The 22,617-nt window shown below is 62.6% G+C and carries 25 protein-coding genes; 18 read left to right on the forward strand and 7 right to left on the reverse strand.

Annotation, left to right across the window (positions count from 1 at the left end):
- The first annotated feature begins 299 nt into the window (after positions 1 to 299).
- Positions 300 to 443 (forward strand): hypothetical protein, encoded by a 144-nt coding sequence (locus tag NKI25_RS21525; RefSeq protein ID WP_023674473.1) that lies wholly within the window; start codon positions 300 to 302, stop codon positions 441 to 443.
- A gap of 69 nt (positions 444 to 512) precedes the next feature.
- On the opposite strand, the gene NKI25_RS21530 is transcribed toward NKI25_RS21525, so the two are convergent.
- Positions 513 to 884: a DUF423 domain-containing protein gene (locus NKI25_RS21530; protein WP_023674474.1), complete on the reverse strand. Its 372-nt coding sequence runs from the start codon at positions 882 to 884 to the stop codon at positions 513 to 515.
- Positions 885 to 937: 53 nt separating this feature from the next.
- A complete protein-coding gene (locus NKI25_RS21535) occupies positions 938 to 2,197 on the reverse strand; it encodes a multidrug efflux MFS transporter (protein WP_352571475.1) in 1,260 nt (419 codons plus the stop codon).
- 197 nt (positions 2,198 to 2,394) lie between these two features.
- Here NKI25_RS21535 and NKI25_RS21540 point away from each other — a divergent pair, with 197 nt between their 5' ends.
- Both NKI25_RS21540 and NKI25_RS21545 read left to right on the forward strand, forming a co-directional pair.
- The gene (locus NKI25_RS21540; RefSeq protein WP_352999311.1) at positions 2,395 to 3,057 is read left to right on the forward strand and encodes a GntR family transcriptional regulator; all 663 of its coding nucleotides are present in this window, start codon (positions 2,395 to 2,397) and stop codon (positions 3,055 to 3,057) included.
- 96 nt (positions 3,058 to 3,153) lie between these two features.
- Positions 3,154 to 3,405, forward strand: a complete 252-nt coding sequence (locus NKI25_RS21545; protein ID WP_352999313.1) for a DUF982 domain-containing protein — start codon at positions 3,154 to 3,156, stop codon at positions 3,403 to 3,405.
- A 51-nt stretch (positions 3,406 to 3,456) separates the two neighbouring features.
- Here the strand turns inward: NKI25_RS21545 and NKI25_RS21550 are convergent, their stop codons facing one another.
- Together NKI25_RS21550 and NKI25_RS21555 are read right to left on the reverse strand one after the other, a co-directional pair.
- Positions 3,457 to 3,615 (reverse strand): hypothetical protein, encoded by a 159-nt coding sequence (locus tag NKI25_RS21550; protein ID WP_352449291.1) that lies wholly within the window; start codon positions 3,613 to 3,615, stop codon positions 3,457 to 3,459.
- A 113-nt stretch (positions 3,616 to 3,728) separates the two neighbouring features.
- The gene (locus tag NKI25_RS21555) at positions 3,729 to 4,772 is read right to left on the reverse strand and encodes an aldo/keto reductase (RefSeq protein ID WP_352449292.1); all 1,044 of its coding nucleotides are present in this window, start codon (positions 4,770 to 4,772) and stop codon (positions 3,729 to 3,731) included.
- Between the two features lie 280 nt (positions 4,773 to 5,052).
- Here NKI25_RS21555 and ppk2 point away from each other — a divergent pair, with 280 nt between their 5' ends.
- A complete protein-coding gene (gene ppk2, locus NKI25_RS21560; protein WP_352575879.1) occupies positions 5,053 to 5,973 on the forward strand; it encodes a polyphosphate kinase 2 in 921 nt (306 codons plus the stop codon).
- Between the two features lie 49 nt (positions 5,974 to 6,022).
- Here ppk2 and NKI25_RS21565 read toward each other — a convergent pair whose 3' ends face one another.
- The 3 genes from NKI25_RS21565 to NKI25_RS21575 form a co-directional block, all read right to left on the reverse strand.
- Positions 6,023 to 6,670 (reverse strand): dihydrofolate reductase family protein, encoded by a 648-nt coding sequence (locus NKI25_RS21565; protein ID WP_352571472.1) that lies wholly within the window; start codon positions 6,668 to 6,670, stop codon positions 6,023 to 6,025.
- Positions 6,671 to 7,070: 400 nt separating this feature from the next.
- Positions 7,071 to 8,102: a porphobilinogen synthase gene (gene hemB, locus NKI25_RS21570; protein WP_352571471.1), complete on the reverse strand. Its 1,032-nt coding sequence runs from the start codon at positions 8,100 to 8,102 to the stop codon at positions 7,071 to 7,073.
- An 87-nt stretch (positions 8,103 to 8,189) separates the two neighbouring features.
- Positions 8,190 to 9,014, reverse strand: coding sequence for a DUF8605 domain-containing protein (locus tag NKI25_RS21575; protein WP_352590529.1), 825 nt, complete (start codon positions 9,012 to 9,014; stop codon positions 8,190 to 8,192).
- A gap of 145 nt (positions 9,015 to 9,159) precedes the next feature.
- Here NKI25_RS21575 and NKI25_RS21580 point away from each other — a divergent pair, with 145 nt between their 5' ends.
- The 14 genes from NKI25_RS21580 (at position 9,160) to osmF (ending at position 22,617) form a co-directional block, all read left to right on the forward strand.
- Positions 9,160 to 10,203 (forward strand): enoyl-CoA hydratase/isomerase family protein, encoded by a 1,044-nt coding sequence (locus NKI25_RS21580; protein WP_023674484.1) that lies wholly within the window; start codon positions 9,160 to 9,162, stop codon positions 10,201 to 10,203.
- The gene (locus NKI25_RS21585; RefSeq protein ID WP_023674485.1) at positions 10,200 to 10,622 is read left to right on the forward strand and encodes a DUF6163 family protein; all 423 of its coding nucleotides are present in this window, start codon (positions 10,200 to 10,202) and stop codon (positions 10,620 to 10,622) included. Before NKI25_RS21580 ends, NKI25_RS21585 begins: the two co-directional genes overlap by 4 nt.
- 202 nt (positions 10,623 to 10,824) lie before the next feature.
- Entirely contained in the window at positions 10,825 to 11,340 is a 516-nt protein-coding gene (gene ldtR, locus NKI25_RS21590) for a transcriptional regulator LdtR (protein ID WP_023674486.1), read from the forward strand.
- Positions 11,341 to 11,669: 329 nt separating this feature from the next.
- The gene (locus NKI25_RS21595) at positions 11,670 to 12,923 is read left to right on the forward strand and encodes a L,D-transpeptidase family protein (protein ID WP_023674488.1); all 1,254 of its coding nucleotides are present in this window, start codon (positions 11,670 to 11,672) and stop codon (positions 12,921 to 12,923) included.
- Between the two features lie 125 nt (positions 12,924 to 13,048).
- Positions 13,049 to 14,695: a Na+/H+ antiporter gene (locus tag NKI25_RS21600; protein WP_352999316.1), complete on the forward strand. Its 1,647-nt coding sequence runs from the start codon at positions 13,049 to 13,051 to the stop codon at positions 14,693 to 14,695.
- Between the two features lie 116 nt (positions 14,696 to 14,811).
- Entirely contained in the window at positions 14,812 to 16,125 is a 1,314-nt protein-coding gene (gene glyA / locus NKI25_RS21605; RefSeq protein WP_352449301.1) for a serine hydroxymethyltransferase, read from the forward strand.
- A gap of 63 nt (positions 16,126 to 16,188) precedes the next feature.
- Positions 16,189 to 16,767 (forward strand): invasion associated locus B family protein, encoded by a 579-nt coding sequence (locus NKI25_RS21610; RefSeq protein WP_036238056.1) that lies wholly within the window; start codon positions 16,189 to 16,191, stop codon positions 16,765 to 16,767.
- A 152-nt stretch (positions 16,768 to 16,919) separates the two neighbouring features.
- Entirely contained in the window at positions 16,920 to 17,429 is a 510-nt protein-coding gene (gene nrdR, locus NKI25_RS21615) for a transcriptional regulator NrdR (RefSeq protein WP_023674492.1), read from the forward strand.
- 2 nt (positions 17,430 to 17,431) lie between these two features.
- Positions 17,432 to 18,562 (forward strand): bifunctional diaminohydroxyphosphoribosylaminopyrimidine deaminase/5-amino-6-(5-phosphoribosylamino)uracil reductase RibD, encoded by a 1,131-nt coding sequence (ribD, locus tag NKI25_RS21620; RefSeq protein ID WP_352590535.1) that lies wholly within the window; start codon positions 17,432 to 17,434, stop codon positions 18,560 to 18,562.
- A 30-nt stretch (positions 18,563 to 18,592) separates the two neighbouring features.
- On the forward strand, positions 18,593 to 19,210 hold the full coding sequence (locus tag NKI25_RS21625; RefSeq protein WP_352590538.1) for a riboflavin synthase: 618 nt from the start codon (positions 18,593 to 18,595) through the stop codon (positions 19,208 to 19,210).
- Between the two features lie 130 nt (positions 19,211 to 19,340).
- Positions 19,341 to 19,835 (forward strand): 6,7-dimethyl-8-ribityllumazine synthase, encoded by a 495-nt coding sequence (gene ribH / locus NKI25_RS21630; RefSeq protein WP_352449305.1) that lies wholly within the window; start codon positions 19,341 to 19,343, stop codon positions 19,833 to 19,835.
- The gene (gene nusB, locus NKI25_RS21635) at positions 19,832 to 20,332 is read left to right on the forward strand and encodes a transcription antitermination factor NusB (protein ID WP_352449306.1); all 501 of its coding nucleotides are present in this window, start codon (positions 19,832 to 19,834) and stop codon (positions 20,330 to 20,332) included. The genes ribH and nusB overlap by 4 nt, the downstream gene beginning before the upstream one ends.
- Positions 20,329 to 21,546 (forward strand): MFS transporter, encoded by a 1,218-nt coding sequence (locus NKI25_RS21640; protein WP_352590543.1) that lies wholly within the window; start codon positions 20,329 to 20,331, stop codon positions 21,544 to 21,546. The genes nusB and NKI25_RS21640 overlap by 4 nt, the downstream gene beginning before the upstream one ends.
- Before the next feature lie 159 nt (positions 21,547 to 21,705).
- Complete coding sequence (osmF, locus tag NKI25_RS21645) at positions 21,706 to 22,617, forward strand: glycine betaine ABC transporter substrate-binding protein OsmF (RefSeq protein ID WP_352590546.1); 912 nt, start codon at positions 21,706 to 21,708, stop codon at positions 22,615 to 22,617.

The raw sequence follows: 22,617 nt of genomic DNA on the forward strand, positions 1-22,617 counted from the left end.
TTTGCTTGACATTTGTGGTGCGATGCGTATTCTTTGAATCGATCCAAGAGCGTTTTTCGTCCCCAGATTGGATCGATACAAGAGGAGAGCGCCATGCACCCCGTCAATTATCTGTTCGAGGACATTTACCGGAACGACTGGAGCATCCGTTCGAGCGCGGAGGCCCGGAAGCGGCGAGACAGGACCGGTCCGTGGATTCGCGACCTGGGTTTCCTCGTAGGACGCAAGCGGAGCTGATCGGTGGCCTATTTTTGTGCCCGCTGATTGGATCGATTCAAAAAACTAGAGGAGATTAAGCCATGCACCCGATCAAGCATCTGTTCGAAGACATCTATCGCAATTATTGGGGCATCTCGCCGGCCACCGAACGGCCGGAGCGGCGGCGTGTAGTCAAGACGACCAACAGCGATGGCCAAGTCCGGCCCGAACGTCCGCGAGACTGAGCTGGCAAGACAGAGCTCGTGGATCGAGGGCGGCTGGCGAAGGAGCAGCGGCCGCCATTGGTTGCCGCATCAATGGCGGCGCGGGCGCACCAGCGCCGAGGCGGCCATCATCAGCCAGCCGCCGATGAGCAACGTGCCGCCGATCGGCGCCGACATCGGGAACAGCCGCGAGCCAAGGAAGTCGCGGGCCAAAAGATCTCCCGAGAATAGCAGAAGCCCGACGAGAAGGATGAGGCTTCCGGTTCGCAGGATGCTATTGCCACCGAGCAGCCCGACGGTAAGGAAGACCGGCGCATGCAAGAGCAGGAAGGATGCGGCCGTACCGACGAAAGCGCCGCCGAGATGTGCCGCCGCCGCCGAAAGCGCCACGCCGGTTGCGCCGCATAGGCCGCCGGCAAGAACCAGAATGCGGCCGCCTGCCGCGTGTTCATCCGTGCTCATTTCCACGCCTCCGTGATTCCTGGCGACCGCCTGAGATAGTGCCGCGAACCGTGTCAGGATTTGCCGGCTTCCGCCAGCATGTCGCGTTCGCGGCGCGACTGGACCAGCCAGTTATAGGCCGCTCCGCCCGCCATCAGAATGGATGTGCCGAGAAACACCGAGCGCATACCGAAATGGCCGCCGGCGAAGCCGCCGAGCAACGGTCCGGCGACCTGCCCGACATATTGCGCCGAGATCGACAAGCCCAGTACGTTGCCGCCGACCCCGTCGGGCACATTGTGGCGGATGACGCTGGTGATGCAGGGCAAAAGACCGCCAAGCGCCAGGCCCATCAGGAAACGCAGGCCGACGAGTTGCCAGCCCTGGGTAACGAAGGCCTGCGGGATCAGCAGCAGCGCCGAGACGGCGAGTGCGGCAACGATGACGTTCCAGTGGCCGATACGGTCGGCGAGCTTGCCGAGCCGCGACGCCGACAGGATGGCGCCGAGCGCTGCCGCGGACATGACGATGCCGGAGACCAGCGTGACCTGGCTCTGATCTTCGATGAGCTGCTGGACATAGACGGTGATGATCGGCTCGATCGACATGGTGGCGAAACTCAACAGCATGCCGGTCGCCAGCATGGCGACGACGCGGCGCTTGTCGGGAATCTGCGACCAGCCGTCTTTCACTTTTTCTTCTGACGCGGCCTTGGCGGCAACCGGGCGAGGGGCCTCCTTGATCAGCAAGGTGGTTGCCAGAAAAGCCAGGAAAATGACGCCGCCGGCGAGCAGGAATGTGGCGCGGATGCCAATCAGCGGCGGCAGCGCGCCGCCAAGCAGCGGACCGACCAGGGCACCGGCCGTGATTCCGGCCGACAGCACGCCCAGCGCCCAGCCGGAGCGATCCTTCGGCGTCTGCATGGCAACCAGGATGGTCGAGCCCGAAGAATAGCCGCCGGCAAAGCCGATCAGTAGGCGCAAGAGCACCAATTGCCAGACGGTCTGCACCATGCCGGTCAGCGACATACACAGCGCCATGCCGAAACTGGCTCGCACCAGCATCAGTTTGCGGCCGTAGCGGTCGCCTAGCCGCCCCCACAGGGGCGCGACCAGCGCGGCAGCAAGGAAGGTGGCGCCGTAGGCGATGCCCGACCACTGCACGATCGCCGCATGGCCCTCGGCGCCCAGCTGCTCGACGTAAAGCGGCAGGAAGGGCAACAGCAGCGTCATCGCTACAAGCGTGCTGAACGAGCCGGCAAAACACACGGCGAGATTGCGGCGCCAGTGGACGTTGTGCGTGCCTTGCATGGCGAGGGCGGCGTCTTGCGGCATGTCATGTCCTGTCCGGCCAGCTTGCATGAAACTTGCTACGGATACCAAGTTGGGATACCAAACTGGTATCTGTCATGAACGCAAGCCCCGTCGCTGTCAATGCGGGCCTCTCAAACATGATCGACAAAGGCCGGCGTGATCGGCCAACGCCGGCCAGTGACCCGATTGCCGGAACAAATGACCTGAACGGAACGCCAATGTCGCAGATGCAGAACGTCGAAAAGCAGCTTCGCGAGATGATCCTCGGGCTCGAGATCGGTCCCGGCGAGCGGCTGACGGAGCGCTGGGTCGAAAGCCGCTTCGGTGCATCGCGCACGCCGGTCAGGGCGGCATTGCTGCGGCTCGAGACTGAAGGCCTGATCTGCCGCGACGGCCGCGGCTGGACGGTCTCGCCCATCAATCTTGCTGAACTCGAGCAGATCGCCGTCTATCGCGAGGCGGTCGAGGTCGCGGCACTCAGACTAACTTGCACCTTGCGGGACAGAAGTGCCGTCGAAATCATCGAGGCGATGCTCGATTCTTGCGACGACAAGACGCCGCGCGAGGAATGGCATCGCGTCGGCAGGGATTTTCATATCGAGTTGGCGCGTCTATCCGGCAACGAGTTCCTGTTCAGAGCGGTTCGCGACGTGATGACACGCCTGTCGCGCGCCCGCTGGCTCGAGGTTCGCGACGAGGCAGCGCTCGGCCGTGCCTGGGCCGAACACCATGCCATTCTGTCGGCGGTGCGGGCCGGCGATGCCGATAGCGCCGCCCGCCTGCTTTCGGCCCATATCATCGGCAGCCGCGACCGGCTGGTGACCTCGCTGCGCAACGACCGGCGCGGCCTGCGCGCCCGGGGATTTGCCGTCGTCGCTTGAGTGAGGATCGGCTGCCATTGATCACGAAAAGAGCAGATGAGCGAAGAATGCTACTTTCGGTCTCGCTTCGCAAATGCCGATGGCGTAAGAGCAGCGATGGAAAACAACCGATTTGACACACCCGTGACCGGCGCGGCGGGAAGCAATCAGCTCTTGCGTACGGCCCGCGAGGCTTCCGACTACCTCCTCAACAATTGGCCCGGCAAGCGCAGCCCCAAGCACCGCGAAGCGTTGCAAGCCTGTCATGATGCGCTGGCCGGCGACAAGCCGGCCATGAACGCAAGACGGGCCTTTATTGCCGCCGCGCGTGAAGTGAACGTCTTCGTCAGCGACAAGGCGCCCGCCTGAGGCATAGCGGGATTTGACCGAGGCCCGGACCGCCTGACAGGCCGGGCGTCATCACTCGGTCGTTTCGGTTTTGGTTTGGGACTCGCTCTCGCCCTCGGGCTTCGATCGCTCCTTGGCTGCGACCTTGGCAGCCTGCTTTTCCGCCTTCTTGGCAGCCTTCTGCCGGTCGCGTTCCTTGCGTTCCTGACCGTAGTTCGGTGCTCGTGCCATATCGTTTCCTTTCATTGTGCTTGGCCTTTGCCTAGGAGCATTGGACCGCAAACACAACACCGCAAGGCACGATCGGGCTCCATATCTCGGCGCAGTCCGGAGAGCCCGGCTTTTCAGGCGCCGTCGCGGTCGAGGACGAGATCGGCCGGCCCGAACCGGTCCTTTGCCGTGAATTGCTGGTGCCAGTAGGGATAGAGCACGGGCGGCCTGCTGACCACGTCGAGCCGTGTGCGCTCCTCATCGGCAAGCACAAGGCTTGCAGCGGCGATATTGTCTTTGAAATGCGCTTCGGTTCGTCCGCCGATCACCAGCGAACTGACAGCGGGCCGGCCGAGTAGCCAGGCAAGCGCCACTTGCGCTGCCGACACACCGTGGTTCTTGCCGATATCGATCAGCACGTCGACGATCCGCCACAGCCGGTCCTCGTCGCGGATCGGCGGTTCCGACCAGCCGCTGAGCTGGCGGGCGGTCGGCTGGTCACGGTGGTATTTGCCGGACAGCAACCCGCCGGCAAGCGGGCTCCAGACCAGCACGCCGAGCCCTTGGTCGACCGAGATCGGCAACAATTCGTACTCGGCCTCGCGCGCTTCCAGCGTGTAATGGATCTGCTGGGTGACGAAGCGTGGCTGGTGATGACGGTCGCTGATCCCCAGCCCCTTCATAACTTGCCAGCCGGAATAATTGGAGCAGCCGACATAACGGACCTTACCCTGCGCGACCAGCGTGTCGAGCGCGGCGATGGTTTCCTCAAGCGGTGTCAGGCCATCCCACTCGTGCAGGAAATAGATGTCGATGACATCGGTCCTGAGGCGCTTCAGGCTCCTCTCGCATTCGCGGATCAGATGGTAGCGCGACAGGCCTTCATCATTGGGGCCTTTGCCGATCCGCATGCGCGCCTTGGAGGCGATCAACACGTCGCCCTTGCGCTTGCCGCCGAGCGCCTCGCCGATGATCTCTTCCGACACCCCGTTCGAATAGACGTTGGCGGTGTCGATGACATTGACGCCGGCATCGATGCAAAGGTCGATCATCCGACGCGCCTCGTCGAGGTCGGTCTTGCCAACCGCCGAAAACGCGCCGCCGCCGCCGAATGTCATGGTGCCCATGGTCAGGGTCGAAACCTTCAGCCCGGAACGGCCGAGAGTGCGGTATTCCATGTCGTATCCTCACGATTTATCGGGAAAGGGCGTTGCAAACGACAGCCCCTCAGTGAACCGGGCATTTGTAGGATAATTCGTTCCGCTTGTCGCCCGCCCCGCAGGGCAAGCTCGATCACATCTTGCGGATTGAACGCACAGCCGGCGCAGTAGTGGCTGCAATAAAACCGTCATTGCCGGCCTATACTAACATCGGTCCAGCGCTTCGATTTCCGGCCGCCGGGCCGGGCGGCAGAGCGCCTGACAGCGGCCGGCAAGGCCTGTAAGCGGAGCAGCGCAAATGACCGAGATAAAACAGAATTCCCCGGCCAGGGACTGGCTGGAAGCGGAACTCGCCGACACGCTCGACGAAGATTATGAGCTGGAAATCTCGGAGCCGGCGCTGTCGATGGAGATCGCCAAGATCTACAAGAATGCGCATCCGCCATCGATCGACCGCCTGCAGTATTTTCGCAATCTCATCACGCTGCAATCCGAATTGATCAAGCTACAATCCTGGGTCGCCTATCACAAGAAGAAGCTCGTCGTGGTCTTCGAGGGCCGCGACTCGGCGGGCAAGGGTGGTGTTATCAAGCGCATCACCCAGAGGCTTAATCCGCGCATCTGCCGCGTCGCAGCACTTCCGGCGCCGACCGAGCGCGAGAAGTCGCAATGGTATTTCCAGCGCTACGTTCCGCATCTGCCGGCCGGCGGCGAGATCGTGCTGTTCGACCGCTCCTGGTACAACCGCTCGGGCGTCGAGCGGGTAATGGGCTTTGCCCAGCCGGATCAGGTCGAGGAGTTCTTCCGCGACGTTCCGGATTTCGAACGCATGCTGGTCCGCTCAGGCATTACGCTTGTCAAATACTGGTTTTCGATCACTGACGAGGAGCAGCAGATGCGCTTTTTGATGCGCATCCATGACCCGATGAAGCAATGGAAACTGTCGCCGATGGACCTCCAGTCGCGCGTGCGCTGGGAGCAGTACACCAAGGCCAAGGAAGAAACGTTCGCCCGCACCAATATCCCGGAAGCCCCGTGGTTCATCGTCGAGGGCAACGACAAGAAGCGGGCACGGCTGAACTGCATCGACCATCTCCTCAAGCAGATGCCCTATGAGGAGGTGCCGCACGAAGAGATCACACTGCCGGAGCGCGTCTTCAATCCCGAATACGAGCGCCAGGTACTGCCGCGCGAACTGTATGTGCCGGAGAAGTACTGACTAAAGCGGCGAGGAAGGCGGCGCCTCCATGGCGGCGCCCTGCAACAAGCTAGGTGCGCTCGATGATGACATGCGTGGCCTTCGGCGTCGCGACCTGCTCGCTGCAGCGATAGCCGAGCTTGGGCATGTCGATGCCGGCAAAAAGGCTCTCGCCGGCGCCTAGCAGGACCGGTGAGATCGCCAGATGCATTTCGTCGATGAGCTTTTCCTTGAGATATTGCCGGATCGTAGAAACGCCACCGCCCAGCCGTACATCCTTGCCGTCAACCACTGCTTTCGCCTTCTCCAGCGCTGAGTGGATGCCGTCGGTCACGAAATAGAAGGTCGTGCCGCCCTCCATGACAATGGGATCACGTGGATGGTGCGTGAGCACGAAGACCGGCACATGGTAGGGCGGGTTGTCACCCCACCAGCCTTTCCAGCTGTCATCCGGCCATTCGCCGCGGATCGGCCCAAACATGTTGCGGCCCAGGATCCACGCGCCGATATTTTTGAAGCTGCGCGCGGCGAACGCCTCGTCAGTGTCCGTGGTCCCGCCATCCTTGCCGAGGACCATCTTGCGGAAGGTGCGGGTGCCGAACATCCATTCGTGCAGGGCTTCCCCGCCAACACCCAGCGGGTTCTTCAGGTCTTGGTCGGGACCGGCGCCGAAGCCGTCGATCGACAAGGTGAAAGCGCTGACGCGAAGTTTGGACATGAGAGCCTCCTCGATAACCAATTGTGAGATGCAAGCAGTTATCGGGGTAGCTTAACTGATTGCATTTTGCAAGCGGTATTTTGAATCGCCGGCGGGGCAATCGCTTCCAAATCATGTTGGAATAACTAATCTCAATGTCGGCGCTGCCCGTCATCCGCCTGCCGGCAGCTTCTCCCTGTATAGTGACGGGGAGAAGGGGCTGGCCGCAACGTCGATATTTTTGCAACGCTGGAGATTGGTGAAATCTTTTACGAACGCGTCTTTCTCCCTGCCACTTTACGGCGAGAAATGCCCGGCAGGGCAACGAGGGGCAGCGTAAACTTGAAGCGATGTCCTGCGGCGTTCCATGTCGCGCTTTGGACGAACGAACACTACTCGATGTAGACGCTACAAAGGCGCATCACCCCTTGAGCATCGCCGCCACTTCGGGCGCAAAGTAGGTGAGAATCCCGTCGCAGCCGGCGCGCTTGAAGGCGAGCAGCGATTCCAGCATCGCCTTTTCGCCATCGATCCAGCCATTGGCGGCGGCGGCCTTGATCATCGAATATTCGCCCGAGACCTGATAGGCGAAGGTCGGCATCTGCAACTCGTCCTTGAGCCGCCGGATGATGTCGAGATAGGGCAGGCCGGGCTTGACCATCAGCATGTCGGCGCCCTCGGCGAGATCCTGCTCGGCCTCGCGCACCGCTTCGTCGGAATTGGCGTGGTCGATGTAATAGGTCTTCTTGTCGCCCTTGAGCAGGCCGGCGGTGCCGACCGCCTCACGATAGGGGCCGTAAAAGGCGGATGCGAACTTGGTCGCATAGGACATGATCGCCACATCCTGAAATCCATTGGCGTCGAGCGCATCGCGGATGGCACCGATCCGGCCGTCCATCATGTCCGAGGGGGCAATGATGTCGGCCCCCGCCGCCGCCTGGATGACTGCCGCCGCCGTCACCTGCTCCACCGTTTCATCATTGACGATAATGCCCTCGCGCAAGATGCCGTCATGGCCATGCGAGGTGAAAGGGTCAAGCGCGGCGTCGGTGATGATGCCGATCTCCGGCACCGCGTGCTTGATGGCGCGGGTGGCACGGTTGATGATGTTTTCCGGATCGAGGATATGCGAACCGGTCTGATCGCGCAGGCCGAGCTCGACATTGGGGAAAGTGGCGATCGCCGGAATGCCAAGTTTGGCCGCTCGCTCAGCCTCCTTGACGGCGAGGTCGAGCGACAGGCGGAACACGCCGGGCATGGCGGCAATCGGTTCGCGCACTTGTCTGCCGTCGACGACGAAGATCGGCCAGATCAGATCGTCGACCGACAGCCGGTTCTCCTGGACAAGGCGGCGCGACCAATCGGCCTTGCGCATGCGCCGCAGCCGCCGGCTGCCGGTGATCTCGTCGACGCTGCGCGCGCCGGCAGGCTTTGCAGGGGTGAATTTGTTCATCGCAAAAACTCCGGATCGGGCGGCTTTTACCACGAGCTTTCGCTGCTGACCAATGCGACACGATTGTGCCAGCGGTCCTGTCGGGCGCTATTCTGGTTGCCCATTGCCCGATAGGATCTGCGCAGCACCCCGCATGGCGACGCGGAATGCCTCGTCGAAGCTGACGCCGCGCACTTGCCAATTGTAGCTCTTGCCATTCAAGGCAAGCCGCCAGTCGGCTATCCAGCCCAGTTCCTTGTCGCTCCAGACGATACTGCCGGCGAGCGCCTGGTCGGCTCCGGCCTTCCTGGCAAGCTGGTCCAGCGTCGTGATATCGGCATGGCGCAGGGCCTGGTCGTTAAGCTTTGAGGCCGATAGCAGCGACGCTTCGGGAAACACAATCCGCATGACCAGCGGACCGGTGGCGTTGACGAACGATTCGCGCATCGCCGCCCCGCGCTCATCGTCGGCGGTCAGCACGAACTGCCTTGTGCCTTGCTCCGCCGCCAGGAAAATTACCAGGCGTGGCCGCTCGCCAAGCCATGGTTTGCTGCCGAGCGTGGCAAGCACCGGATCGATAACGTCAGGCCTGTACAGACAAGTGAGATCGTGCGGCCGGTCATGGGTGCCCTGTTCGTCATGGACCGGAATGCCTTCGAGACGGTCGCGATAGCGGAATTCGGCAACGAAGCTGCCGGCCTTGTCGCGCGGCGCCGCCATCTCAGTTCTCTTCGGCAGCCGCTGATCGCCGGACACACGAACCAGCACCGCATCGAGGCAGGCCTTGAAACCGATCTGCCTGTTGACCTCGCCCTGGCCGGTGACGATGGTCTGCGATTGATAGAGCTCGTCGACGGTTCCGGCCGATACGGGAGGAGCGTTCGCAGCGATCAGGCCGACCACCACAACAGCAAGGCGCGGCAACCAAGGCATGGTTCAACCTTCCGGTTCAAAGCGCCAGCATTAGCACTGGGTGACGCCGACGACCATGCAGCGGATTGGGCGCCGCCATTGACGCGGCCATGCGCCACGCTTTAGCACTTCACTCCCGGCGGGCGCGGGGAGGGATTCTCTGGCGATGGATTTTGGCGGAGGCGACGAGATTCGCTTCGAAAGATTGGGCAGGGCCGGCGTCGTCACGCTGACGCGGCCGCAGGCGCTCAATGCCGTAACCCACCGCATGGTCAAGGCGCTGGACAAGGCGCTGCGCAGTTGGGAGCGCGACGACGGCGTCGACGTTGTCGTCGTCAAGGCCGAGGGCAGGGCATTTTCGGCGGGCGGCGACATCCTCCACATCTACGAAGCCGGCCGCGCAGGAAGGCCTCCGGTCGATTTCTTCGCCGATGAATACCGGCTGAATGCCCGCATCGCCCGCTTCAAGAAACCCTATGTCGCGGTGATCGACGGCATCGTCATGGGCGGCGGCGTAGGTATCTCCTTCCATGGCTCGCAGCGAGTGCTGACCGAGAACGCCCAGTTTGCCATGCCCGAGGTCGGCATCGGCTTTTTCCCGGATGTCGGCGCCAGCCATCTGTTGCCGGATCTCGGCGGCAGCTTCGGCATGTATCTGGCGCTGACCGGCAACCGCATCCGCTATGGCGATGCTTTGTGGTCGGGCCTCGCCACCCATACGATCAAGGCGGAGGGCCAGGCCGGCTTCCTCGACCGTCTGGCGGAAAGCGGCGACCCGGAATCGGTGCTGCGCGGCTGCTTCGTCCCGGCCAGGCGCGAGACCGACAGGCCGACGCTGGAAGCCATCGCCCGGCATTTCGCGCAGCCGTCGCTGGCCGATATCGTCGCTAGCCTGGAGCGGGCAGCCGCTGCCGACGAGTTCGCGGCAAAGACGCTGGCCACCATCCGCACACGTTCACCGACCAGCTTGCATGTTGCATGGCGCCAGATCAGCGCCGGGCAGACGTTGTCGATGGACGAGTGCATGAAAATGGAGTTCCGTATCCTCAACCGCATGCTTGCCGGGCACGACTTCTATGAAGGTATCCGCGCCGCCATCATCGATAAAGGCTCGACGCCGCAATGGCGGCCGGCAGGCATCGATGACGTCAGCGCCGCCAACGTCGACGCCTATTTCGCACCGCTCGGCGAACGGGAATTGAAGCTGTGAGCGAGGTCGCCTCGAGACGCGTGGTGCTGCAGCCCTCGACGATCGAGGTCATCTTCGCCTGGTTCCAGCGCGTCATCGCCGGCTACTGTCTGCTGTTCGGCATCTTGTACTGGATCCGGCTGATCGGCTTTTACCCCGGCCCGTTGTGGCGCTTCGACCTGATGCCGGTGCACTGGCAGGTGGCGGCGGTGGTGCTGGCGGTGTTTTTTCCGTTCGCTGCCGCCGGCCTCTGGATGCTGGCGTCCTGGGGGCCGGTGATCTGGTTCATCTGCGCGGTGACCGAGTGCGTCATGTATGCCGGCTTCCCCGAGCTGTTCGGCCACCGGCCGCTGATCGTCGCCTCGCACCTTGCGGTGGCGCTGCTCTACATAGTGTTCCGCGTGGTGATCTGGATCCAGAAGCGGCAACCCCGGCGATAGCAATTCCGGCCAGGATCGTTGGCTAAATCTTTAGGTTAATTATCCTTGCTCGGGTGACCGTCCGTTAAGCCTCTTTCGAAACCCCTTACCGGTAAGCTCTTGTTAGCCTTGGCGTTTAAGTCGAATTTTATGAGTATTCGATAGTGTCGCGATCAAGGTGAAGAACAAAAAATCACCGGGCGACAAACGAGAGGCAAAGACAATGATCAATTCGCGTCCGGCGGCGAAGACCGCCAACGTATCCGATGACCGCCGCGAGGCGATCCGTTCGCTGTACATGGAATCGCTGCAGCTGGTCGAGCGGCTGCATCGCCGTCTGCTTGACGTGATCAAGGACGAATTCGACCGCAACGGTCGCTCCGACATCAACGCCATCCAGGCGCTGCTCCTGTTCAACATCGGCAATTCGGAGCTGACCGCCGGCGAACTGCGCTCGCGCGGCTATTATCTCGGCTCGAATGTCTCCTACAATCTGAAGAAGCTGGTCGATCTCGGCTTCATCAACCACCAGCGCTCGCGCATCGACCGCCGTTCGGTGCGGGTTTCGCTGACGCCGAAGGGCAATGAGGTGGCGGAAGTCGTCGCCGGCCTCTACGAGCGCCATGTCGGTTCGATCGAGCAGGTTGGCGGCATCAACACGGAAGAGTTCAAGCAGATGAACCGCGCCCTGCAGCGCCTGGATCGGTTCTGGAACGATACCATCGCCTACCGTATGTAATCGCATCTAGATCTGAAGCTGGACTACGGAAGTGCTGCCGCGGAGTGGACCAAAGGCCGGTGCCGAAAAGCACCGGTCTTGCCGTTTCGTCAGGCCGGCCGATCCAAATTCGAGCAACAGCCACGTTGCCGCCATATTCCAATGGAACCGAAGATGCGGGTGATGCTGGGGCCAAAGCCGTGCATTTGTCCTGTGCTCAAGTCACTTCCCATGTGGTTTTACACCGAAGTGATGCGGGCCATGGTTGGCTAATTGTTAAGAAGCCAACTCTAGAGTGCGGGCGAGACCGCCCGGTGGGTTGAATTGTAGCAAGAATGTCTGGAACGTCCATGAGAACCAGCCGCCGTTTCTTCCTTTCAGGAGCCTCCGCGCTCGCAGCCGCAATGGTCGCCGGCCGCGCCAGTGCGCAGGATGTGATCGGGGATATCCTGAAATCCTCGGCGCGCGGCAATTGGGACGACCAATTCGATGCGCGTGCCAGCGAAGGCGGCAAGGTTGCCTCGACGCTGCCGATCTTCAGCCTGCAGACGGTGTCCTTCACCGAGCAGGCGATCATGCAGTATCAGAATATCGTCGCGCAAGGCGGCTGGGAGCAGGTTCCAGACACGAAGAAGCTGCAGCTTGGCGTCGAGGATCCCGATGTGGTGCCGCTACGCAGGCGCTTGATGATATCGGGCGATCTGGCGCAGAGCGCCGGGCTCTCGGAAGCGTTCGATTCTTACGTCGACTCGGCGCTCAAGCGCTTCCAGTTGCGTCACGGCTTGCCGGCCGACGGAACCACGGGCAAATATACTTTCGCGGCAATGAACGTGTCGGCGCCGGTTCGGCTTGGTCAGCTGCAGACCAATCTGCAACGGCTGCGTGAGCGGGCCGGCACGCTTGGCAACCGCTATGTGCTGGTCGACATCCCGGCGGCGCAGATCGAGGCTGTCGAGAACGACCGCGTTGTGCTGCGCCACACCGCAATCGTCGGCAAGATCGATCGCCAGACGCCGATCGTCAATTCCAAGATCAACGAAATCATCGTCAATCCGTACTGGAACGCGCCGGTCTCGATCGTGCGCAAGGACATCATTCCGCTGATGCGGAAGGACCCCAACTATCTCAAGGACAGCCATATCCGCCTGTTTGCGCCGGACGGCAGCGAGGTCGACCCAATGACGGTCGACTGGTCAACCGACGATGCCGCCAAATACCGCTTCCGCCAGGATCCCGGTTCCGGCAACGCGATGGCCTCGGTCAAGATCAATTTCCCCAGCCCGGACGGCGTCTACATGCACGACACGCCGCAGCAGAGCCTGTTCGGCAAGCTGATGCGCTTCGATTCCTCTGGCTGCGTGCGGGTTCAGAACGTGCGCGACCTCGTCACCTGGATTCTGCGCGACACACCGGGCTGGGATCGCCAGCATTTCGAGGCGGCGATCAAGACCGGGGAGAACACGCCGGTGCAGGTCACCAATCCGGTGCCGGTTTATTTTCTCTACGTCTCGGCCTGGTCGACAGGGCCGGGCGTGGTCCAGTTCCGTGACGACATTTACGGCCTCGACGGAGCCAACGAGCTGCAGATCACATCCGCGCTCTAAGCAGCTGAGTTCATTTGCAAAAGGCCGCCGGAAGGCGGCCTTTTTCGTTGCCGAGTCTTTCGCGGAAAGCTTTGCTGGGCCGATTGCCGGAAAAAGGACGCGGCGCTGTAGTCGGAAATCGCATCATGCATGTCGCAATGTTCGTTCTGGTCGTGCTCATCTTCGTCGCCGTTTCGGGCGCGCTGGTCCGGCTGGTGCGGGTGCCGCTGCCGGTACTGCAGATCGCCATCGGCGCGGCACTGGCCTGGCCGGTGCGCGGAATGCATGTCGAGATCGATCCCGAGCTGTTTCTGCTGGTGTTCATCCCGCCGCTGCTGTTCAGCGACGCCTATGGCGCGCCCAAGCGCGAACTGATCGCGCTGCGCGGGCCGATCCTCGACCTCGCCATCGGGCTGGTCTTCTTCACCATTGTCGGCTTCGGCTACGCCTTGCACTGGCTTGTCCCGAGCATCCCGCTTGTCGTCGCTTTCGCGCTTGCTGCGGTGCTGTCGCCCACCGATGCGGTGGCCGTCTCCTCGATCGTCGACAAGAGCCTGGTCCCGGCCCGGCTGATGCACATCCTGGAGGGCGAGGCGCTGCTCAACGATGCGTCGGGCCTCGTGATGTTCCGCTTTGCGGTGGCAGCTGCCTTGACCGGCAGCTTCTCCTTCGTCGCGGCGTCCGTGACTTTCCTCTATGCCGTCGCTGCCGGCATCCTGGCCGGCGTGGCTGCCTTGTTCGTCGCTGCCAAGGTGCTGCAATTGCTGAACCGTATCGGCGGCGTGCCGGCCGAGGCGCAGGTGCTGGTCATGGTCCTGCTGCCGTTCATCGCCTATCTCGGCGCCGAGAATGTCAGCGCCTCGGGCATTCTGGCGGCGGTCACGGCCGGAGTGCTCACCGGCGGCTCCGGGATTTTCCGCTTTCTCGGCGTCTCGGCGCGCATACAGACCGTATCGCTGTGGACGACGCTATCCTTCGTCTTCAACGGCGCGCTGTTCATCCTGCTCGGGTTGCAGCTTCCCGAAATCATCGGCAACGTGCCGCCTGAGCTCGGCAGCCGCTATCCGGTCATCCAGCCAATCGCCACGGTGGTCGCGCTGACACTATGCCTGATCGGGCTGCGCTTCCTGTGGATCTGGGTCGGCGACATCGCGACGCGCCTCTCGGCGCGATTACGCGAGCAGAAGGCCGAGCCGTTCGGACTGCGCGTCCGGATCGCCGGCTCTGTTGCAGGCGTGCGCGGCGCCATCACGCTGGCCGGCATCCTGTCGCTGCCGCTCACCATGCCGAATGGTTCGCCCTTTCCGGCGCGCGACGTGGTGATCTTCCTCGCCGCAGGCGTCATCATCTGCTCATTGCTCATTGCCAGCCTTGCCTTGCCCAAGGTGGCACGGGGGCTGGTCGAGCCGGGCGAGGATCCTGGCGCTGCCGAGGAGCGTCTTGCGCGCGTGGGCGCGGCCAAGGCCGCCATCGCCCGCATCGAGAGCATGGCCGGCGCGACCGACGGCGATGAAGGGGATATACCCGGCGCCCGGCTTGCCGCCGCCGACAGCATCGTCGCTGGCTACCGTCGCCGCATCGCTGCCTCCGACGAGGCCGACGAGGCGCGCGCCGAGGCCCGCGAGGCCGGACGGCTGGAGCTCGAATTGAGGCTGGCGGGCATTGAGGCCGAACGCGCAGCGGTTCGCGCAATGTTTCGCAGCGGCCAGATTAACGACCATACGATGCAGGCGCTGTTCACCGAGATCACGCTCACCGAGGCCCTGCTGAAGGGCCGGCAGGCAAGGAAATAGAGGCTGCCAGTCTCTCTGGCGCAATCCGGCCAGCAAATTTTGCGCTGCAAACGTGGCGGGCCGAAAGCAACTGTGTTAATGGCGCGACAGACCCCGAACCTTGAGGATTTCAACCCATGGCAACAGCAGCGGCAGTGTCGAACAAATTCGAATCCTTTTTCGAAACCACGCTTGCCGATGCCGACCCCGAGATTTTCGGCGCAATCCGCAACGAACTCGGCCGCCAGCGCCACGAGATCGAGCTGATTGCCTCGGAAAATATCGTCTCGCGTGCCGTGCTCGAGGCACAGGGGTCGATCATGACCAACAAATATGCCGAGGGCTATCCGGGCAAGCGCTACTATGGCGGCTGCCAATTCGTCGATGTCGCCGAGGAACTGGCCATCGAACGCGCGAAAAAGCTGTTCGGCTGCAACTTCGCCAACGTCCAGCCGAATTCCGGCAGCCAGATGAACCAGGCGGTGTTCCTGGCGTTGCTGCAGCCCGGCGACACCTTCATGGGCCTCGACCTCAATTCCGGCGGACACCTGACACATGGCTCGCCGGTCAATATGAGCGGCAAATGGTTCAAGGTCGTCTCCTATGGCGTGCGCCGGGACGATCATCTGCTCGACATGGATGCGATCGAGAAGACCGCCCATGAGACCAGGCCGAAATTGATCCTGGCCGGCGGCACAGCCTATTCACGTGTCTGGGACTGGAAGCGTTTTCGCGAGATCGCCGATTCGATCGGTGCCTATCTGATGGTCGACATGGCTCACATCGCCGGCCTGGTCGCCGGCGGCATGCATCCGTCGCCGCTGCCGCATGCCCATGTGGTCACCACCACGACGCACAAATCGCTGCGCGGGCCGCGCGGCGGCATGATCCTTTGCAATGACGAGGATATTGCCAAGAAGATGAATTCCGCCGTCTTCCCCGGCCTGCAGGGTGGACCGCTGATGCATGTGATCGCCGCAAAGGCGGTGGCTCTGGGCGAGGCGCTGAAGCCGAGCTTCAAGATCTATGCGGAGAGCGTCGTCGCCAATGCCAAGGCGCTGGCCTCCAGTCTGCAGGAAACCGGTCTCGACATCGTCTCCGGCGGCACCGACAACCATCTGATGTTGGTCGACCTGCGTCCCAAGAACGCCACCGGCAAGCGCGCCGAGGCTGCCCTTGGCCGCGCCAACATCACCTGCAACAAGAACGGCATCCCCTTCGATCCGGAAAAGCCTTTCGTGACATCGGGCGTTCGGCTCGGCACGCCGGCCGGCACCACGCGCGGCTTCGGTCAGGCCGAGTTCCGCGAGATCGGCAAGCTGATCGCCGAAGTGCTGGATGGGCTGAAGGTCGCCAATTCCGACGAGGGCAATGCGGCCGTCGAGGCGACCGTGAAGGCCAAGGTGGCGGCATTGACCGATCGTTTTCCGCTTTACCCGTATCTTGGTTGACCGACGCGGAGTGTCGCCCGTGACAACTCCGGTGCGACAGCAAGGCAACTGCGGAGAAGCTTAATGATGCAAACTTTCCGTTTCGCCGGCTTTGGTGCCTTGCTGGCATCGGCTATTCTGCAGCTGTCCGGCCGCGCCTTGGCGCAGACCGAGCCAACCCCGGCAACACCCAAGACAGAGACCTTCGGCAGGTGGTCCACCACGATGGACGAGGTCAACACCGGTGAGGATGTGCGCAAGACCTGCGCCGCGTCGACGGTCTTTTTCGACGCAAACGGCACCAGCGGCACCCTTACACTGGCCATCTCGAACGGCGACGTGTTGCCACCCGATGGTTATCCGAGCCTCATCATCGCCGTGAGAAACAGTGACTTGCCCAAGGGCGATAACATCCCGGTGGTGTTCCGGGACGTCAACGACAAGATCAAGGCCGGTTTTCGTCTTATCGCCGACGGACAGTGGATGATAGACAACAAGTCCGAGACCACGCTCGCGGTACTGCGCGCCATGCGCCGCACCAGCGCCCTCGATGTCAGCTTCGCCGACAAGCCGGTCGCGACCATATCGATGGACGGCTTCACCAAGGCCTATCGCTATCTCGGCACGTCTTGCGGCTTCCCGACCGGCGACGTCGCGCCCTGATTGGCGGACCGCTGTCAACTGATTGCCGCTCTCGCAATTTTCCTCGCGCCTCGCTATCTCTGAGACGCGATCGGTCATCGGCCATACTTTGCCACGGCGGCAAAAACCTCTAAGCCTTTCGCTCCACGAGAATCGCGAACCGAAGGCTCTCCATGCGCTGCCCTTATTGCCAGTCCGAAGATACGCAGGTGAAGGATTCTCGCCCCGCCGAAGACGGCGCGGCGATCCGCAGGCGGCGCGTCTGCCCGGATTGCGGCGGCCGCTTCACCACTTTCGAGCGGGTACAACTGCGCGATCTCGTCGTGGTGAAGAAGTCTGGACGCAAGGTGCCGTTCGACCGCGACAAGTTGCTGCGCTCTGTCGAGATCGCGGTACGCAAGCGCAATGTCGACCCGGAACGTATCGATCGGGCGGTGACCGGCATCGTGCGCCAGCTCGAAAGCTCGGGCGAGACCGAGGTGGCCTCGGGGGAAGTCGGCCGGCTGGTCATGGAAGCACTTAAGTCGCTCGATGATGTCGCCTATGTGCGCTTTGCCTCCGTCTACCGCAATTTCCGCGAGGCCAAGGATTTCCACGACGTGTTGGGCGAACTCAAAGGCGACGAGCTCAAAACCGACGAGCCCAGGGGCGAAGAGCTGAAGAGCGAAGAGGACGCCAGCTGAGCATGGCAGGGTCCGAACGCAGCACGGCTGAGCAAGAGGTCCTCGATCGCCGCTATATGGCGGCAGCCCTCAGGCTGTCGCGCAAGAATGCCGGGCGGACCTCGACCAACCCTTCCGTCGGCACGCTGATCGTGCGCGATGACGGCGACGGGCCGATGATCGTCGGCAGCGGCGTCACCGCCGTCGGCGGCCGGCCGCATGCCGAGACCGAGGCTTTGGCAGAGGCCGGCGAACTGGCGCGCGGCGCCACCGCCTATGTAACGCTGGAGCCCTGCGCCCATCACGGCCGCACGCCGCCTTGCGCCAATGCGCTGGTCAGTGCCGGCGTGGCGCGTGTGGTCGGCGCTGCCAGCGATCCGGACCCGCGTGTTTCCGGCAAGGGCTATGCAATCTTGCGTGCCGCCGGCGTCGAAGTGGTGGAAAAAGTGTTGGCGGCCGAGGCCGCGGAGCAGATGGCCGGCTATTTAATTCGATCTCTGAAAAAACGCCCGGAAGTGATCCTGAAACTTGCGCTTTCGAGCGACAACAAGATCGGCGTGAAAGGCGAGGGACAGGTCTCCATCACCGGCGATATTGCGCGGCGCGAAGTCTATCTGATGCGCGCCGAAGCCGATGGCATATTGATCGGCATCGGCACGGCACTGGAGGACGATCCGGCGCTGACGGTTCGGCTTCCGGGACTGGAGAGCCGTTCGCCGGCGCGCATCGTACTCGACCGTCAGATCAGGCTACCCGAGACTTCGAAACTGGTCGCCGGCGTCAACCGTGTGCCGCTCTATGTCGCTGCCTGCGCCGAGGCCGATCCGCACCGGCGCGCCGCGCTCGAACGCACCGGCGTGCGCTTTATCGGCACTGAGACGTATGAAGGCGATATTGCGTTGCCGGAACTGCTCGAGGATCTGGCGGCGCTCGGCATGGCCAGCGTGCTGGTCGAGGGCGGCGCCGAGGTGGCCAAGGCGTTCCTTGAGGAAGGCCTAGTCGACCGCATCGTGCTGTTTCAGGGGCCGGATGCGATCGGCGGGGACGGCATTGCATCGCCGGTCGATGCCAACAATATCCCGCCGGGATTTCGCAAATTGCGCAACATGCGTTTCGGCGAAGATACATATGCGGAATGGATAAGAGACATCTAGGACCGAACTGATGTTCACGGGGCCAAACTAATGTTCACTGGAATCGTCACCGATGTCGGCACCGTCGCTGCCGTGATGCCGCTCAGGGAAGGCGTCGGTTTGCGTATCGACACCGCTTACGATCCGCAGACCATTGCCATCGGCGCCTCGATTTCCTGCGGCGGCGTCTGCCTGACGGTGACGGGATTGCCGGAAGACGGCGCCAACGCACGCTGGTTCGAGGTCGAGGCCTGGGAAGAAGCACTCAGGCTGACGACCGCGATGGGCTGGAAATCCGGCACGCGCATCAACCTGGAGCGGGCGCTGAAGATCGGCGACGAGCTTGGCGGCCATATCGTTTCAGGCCATGTCGACGGCATGGCCGAGATCGTGGGGCGCAAGGAGGAAGGCGACGCCGTTCGCTTCACCCTGGATGCACCGCGCGACCTGGCAAAATTCATCGCGCCCAAGGGTTCCGTCGCACTCGACGGCACTTCGCTCACCGTCAACAAGGTCGAAGGCAGCCGCTTCGACGTGCTGTTGATCCACCACTCGCTGACGGTCACCACCTGGGGCGAACGCCAGGTCGGCGATCGCGTCAATCTCGAGATCGACACCATGGCCCGCTACGCGGCGCGACTGGTGGAGGCGGCTAAAGAGGGGCTTTGAGGCGCTCGTCCATAAAGCCCATTCCCTGATGCGACCGCCGCCGAGTTGGCCTTGAAAGTTCCTTCGGCAATCTTCCGCTTGCGATCAAACCGGCTTCGGCCTAAGTCACCGGCGATCCCCGGAGACATCTATGGCAGGCACATCCCAACACGGCAAAGCGTTCATCCGTCCGAAGAAGAAGGCCCACCTTCTTGTCATCGAGGCGCGCTTTCACGACGACCTTGCCGACGCGTTGCTCGAAGGCGCGACAAAGGCCCTCGAGGAAGCGGGCGCGACATACGATGTCGTCACTGTTCCGGGCTCGCTCGAAATCCCGGCGGTGATTTCCTTCGCGCTCGACGGTGCCTCCGAAGGCGGGACGAACTATGACGGCTTCGTCGCCCTCGGCACGGTGGTCCGCGGCGACACCTATCATTTCGATATCGTCGCCAATGAATCCAGCCGTGCCCTGATGGACCTGTCCGTGCAGGATGCAGTCTGCATCGGCAACGGCATCCTGACCACCGAAAACGACGAACAGGCATGGACGCGAGCAAGACGTTCGGAAGGCGACAAGGGCGGCTTTGCGGCGCGTGCGGCGCTGACCATGATCGCTCTAAAGGAACAGCTGGGAGAGCGAACGTGAGCGAACCCGCTTCGCCCGGCCAGCCTGCGGTTCGCCATGCCAACAAGCGCGGTGCTGCCCGTCTGGCCGCCGTGCAGGCGCTCTACCAGATGGACGTCGCCGGCAGCGGTGTGTTTGAGATCACCGCCGAATACGAGGCGTTCAGGCTCGGCAAGGAAGTCGATGGCGCGCTCTATCGCGAAGCCGATGCGCAATGGTTTCGCGCCATTCTTGCCGGCGTTGTCGAGCACCAGAAGACCATCGATCCAGTCATCCGACAGGCGCTGACCGAGGACTGGCCTCTGTCGAGGCTCGATTCGACGTTGCGCGCCATATTGCGCGCCGGCGTCTACGAGCTGATGCAGCGCGAGGACGTGCCGGTGGCGGTCATCGTCTCCGAATATGTCGACATCGCCAAGGCATTTTACGAAGAAGACGAGCCGAAACTGGTCAATGCGGTGCTTGATCGCGTGTCGCGCCGGGTGCGTGGCGAGGGCCGGGGCAAGGACGCCTCATGACTGCTGTCGTCGCCGTTGAGGCGGGCAAGGAAGCGCGTCGCACCGCCTTCATCCTCGCAGCCTCGCAGGCGATCATCGGCTCGGCCGCACCCATCGCCATTTCCATGGGCGGATTGGCCGGGCAGTACCTGCTCGACGCTGACAAGTCGCTGGCAACCGCGCCGATCACCGGCTTCAATGTCGGCGTGGCGCTCGGTTCCCTGCCGGCCGCGGCGATCATCCGCCGGCTCGGCCAGCGCGACGGCTTCATGACCGGCACGGGGGTGACAGCGCTTGGCGGCCTGATCGCCACGTTGGCGCTGTTTCATGACAGCTTCTGGCTGTTCGCTTTCGGCTTGGCCGTGATCGGCATCGGGGGCGCCTTCGTCCAGCAATTCCGCTTTGCCGCCGCCGACAATGCTCCGCCTGAATTCAAGGCGCGTGCCATCTCCTTCGTGCTGGCCGGCGGCATCGTCACCGCCATACTCGGGCCGCAGATCGTCATCTTCACCGGCGATCTATTCTCGCCGGTGAAGTTTGCCGGCTCGTTTGCGTCCATCCTGGTGCTGGCGGCGGTCGGCGCCGCCATTCTCTCTTTGTTGCGTATCCCAGCCAAGGCAACCGAGAAGGTGGAAATTTCCGACAGCGACGCCCGGCCGCTCTCGGAAATCGTCACCAGGCCACGCTTCGTCGCGGCGTTGTTTTGCGCCATCGGCAGCTACGCACTGATGAGCTTCGTGATGACCGGCGCGCCTCTGGCCATGGTCGGCTGCGGCCTTTCGACCGACGACGCCACGCTCGGCATTTCCTGGCACGTCATGGCGATGTTCGCGCCGAGCTTCTTCACGGGGTCGCTGATCTATCGCTTCGGCGCTGAGCGGATCGTGGCCATCGGCCTGGTGCTGCTGATTGGCTGCGCCATAGTGGCGCTGTCAGGGTTGGCACTGTGGCAGTTCTGGACGGCGCTGATCCTGCTCGGCCTTGGCTGGAACTTCAGCTTCATCGGTGCCACCGCCATGGTGGCCGACAGCTACCAGTCATCCGAAAAAGGCAAGGTCCAGGGGTTCCACGATTTCGTCCTGTTCGGCTCCGTCGCCTTCGCCTCGCTGATGTCGGGGGCAGTCTACAATGCCTGGGGCTGGGAGATGTTGAACTGGATGATTTTCCCGGTCGTCGTGCTGTGCTTCGTGGCACTGGGCGTGTTGAAGATGACGGGCTTGCGCGCGGCCAACTGACGTCACCCTGTCGGGACGTCGCGGCAGCGGATTCACTCACATCCGAACAAAATTATTGCGCCCATCCCCCCTCTTATGAAACCGTGTACCCCGACGGGGCATCGAAGCCATGCTCATATGCGGCAGCCGTATTCCGGTTCACAGCAAGGGATTTGTGAGATGTTTTCAATCAAGATTCTGGCCGGCGCTGTACTGGCGCTCGGAATTGCGTTGGCCTCGGCGAGTGCCCAGGTGGTGGTGTCGTCGAAGATCGACACCGAGGGCGGTGTGCTCGGCAATATCATCCAGCTGGTGCTGAACGCCAATAATATCCAGACTACCGACCGTATCCAGCTCGGCGGCACGCCCGTGGTACGCAAGGCGATTACAGCCGGCGAGATCGACATCTATCCGGAATACACCGGCAACGCCGCCTTCTTCTTCGAGAAGGCCGACGATCCGGTGTGGAAAGACGCCGCCAAGGCCTATGAGACTGCCAAGAAGCTCGACTACGACTCCAACAAGATCGTCTGGCTGTCACCGTCACCGGCCAACAACACCTGGGCGATCGCCCTGCGCAAGGAGGTCGCCGATACCAATAAGCTCGTCACCCTTTCCGACTTCGGCAAATATGTCTCGGGCGCCGGCAAGGTGGTGCTGGCGGCCTCCGCCGAGTTCGTCAATTCGGCGGCCGCGCTGCCCGCTTTCCAGAAGACCTATGGCTTCACGCTAAAGCCGGACCAGTTGATCACGCTGTCGGGCGGCGACACGGCGGCGACCATTGCCGCTGCGGCCAACCAGACCAACGGCGCCAACGCCGCCATGGTCTACGGCACCGACGGCGGCATCGCGCCCTCCGGCCTCGTCGTGCTTGAAGACGACAAGGGTGTGCAGCCGGTCTACCAGCCGGCGCCGATCATCCGCGAGGCGGTGCTGAAGGAGCATCCCGAGATCGAGACACTGCTGAAGCCGGTGTTCGCCAAGCTCGACCTTGTCACGCTGCAGGAGTTGAATGGCCGCGTGCAGGTTGGCGGCGAGCCGGTCAAGGGCGTCGCTGAGGACTTTTTGAAAAAGAACGGCTTCCTCAAGTAA

Source organism: Mesorhizobium sp. M0808, assembly GCF_040320025.1.
Taxonomy (GTDB): domain Bacteria; phylum Pseudomonadota; class Alphaproteobacteria; order Rhizobiales; family Rhizobiaceae; genus Mesorhizobium.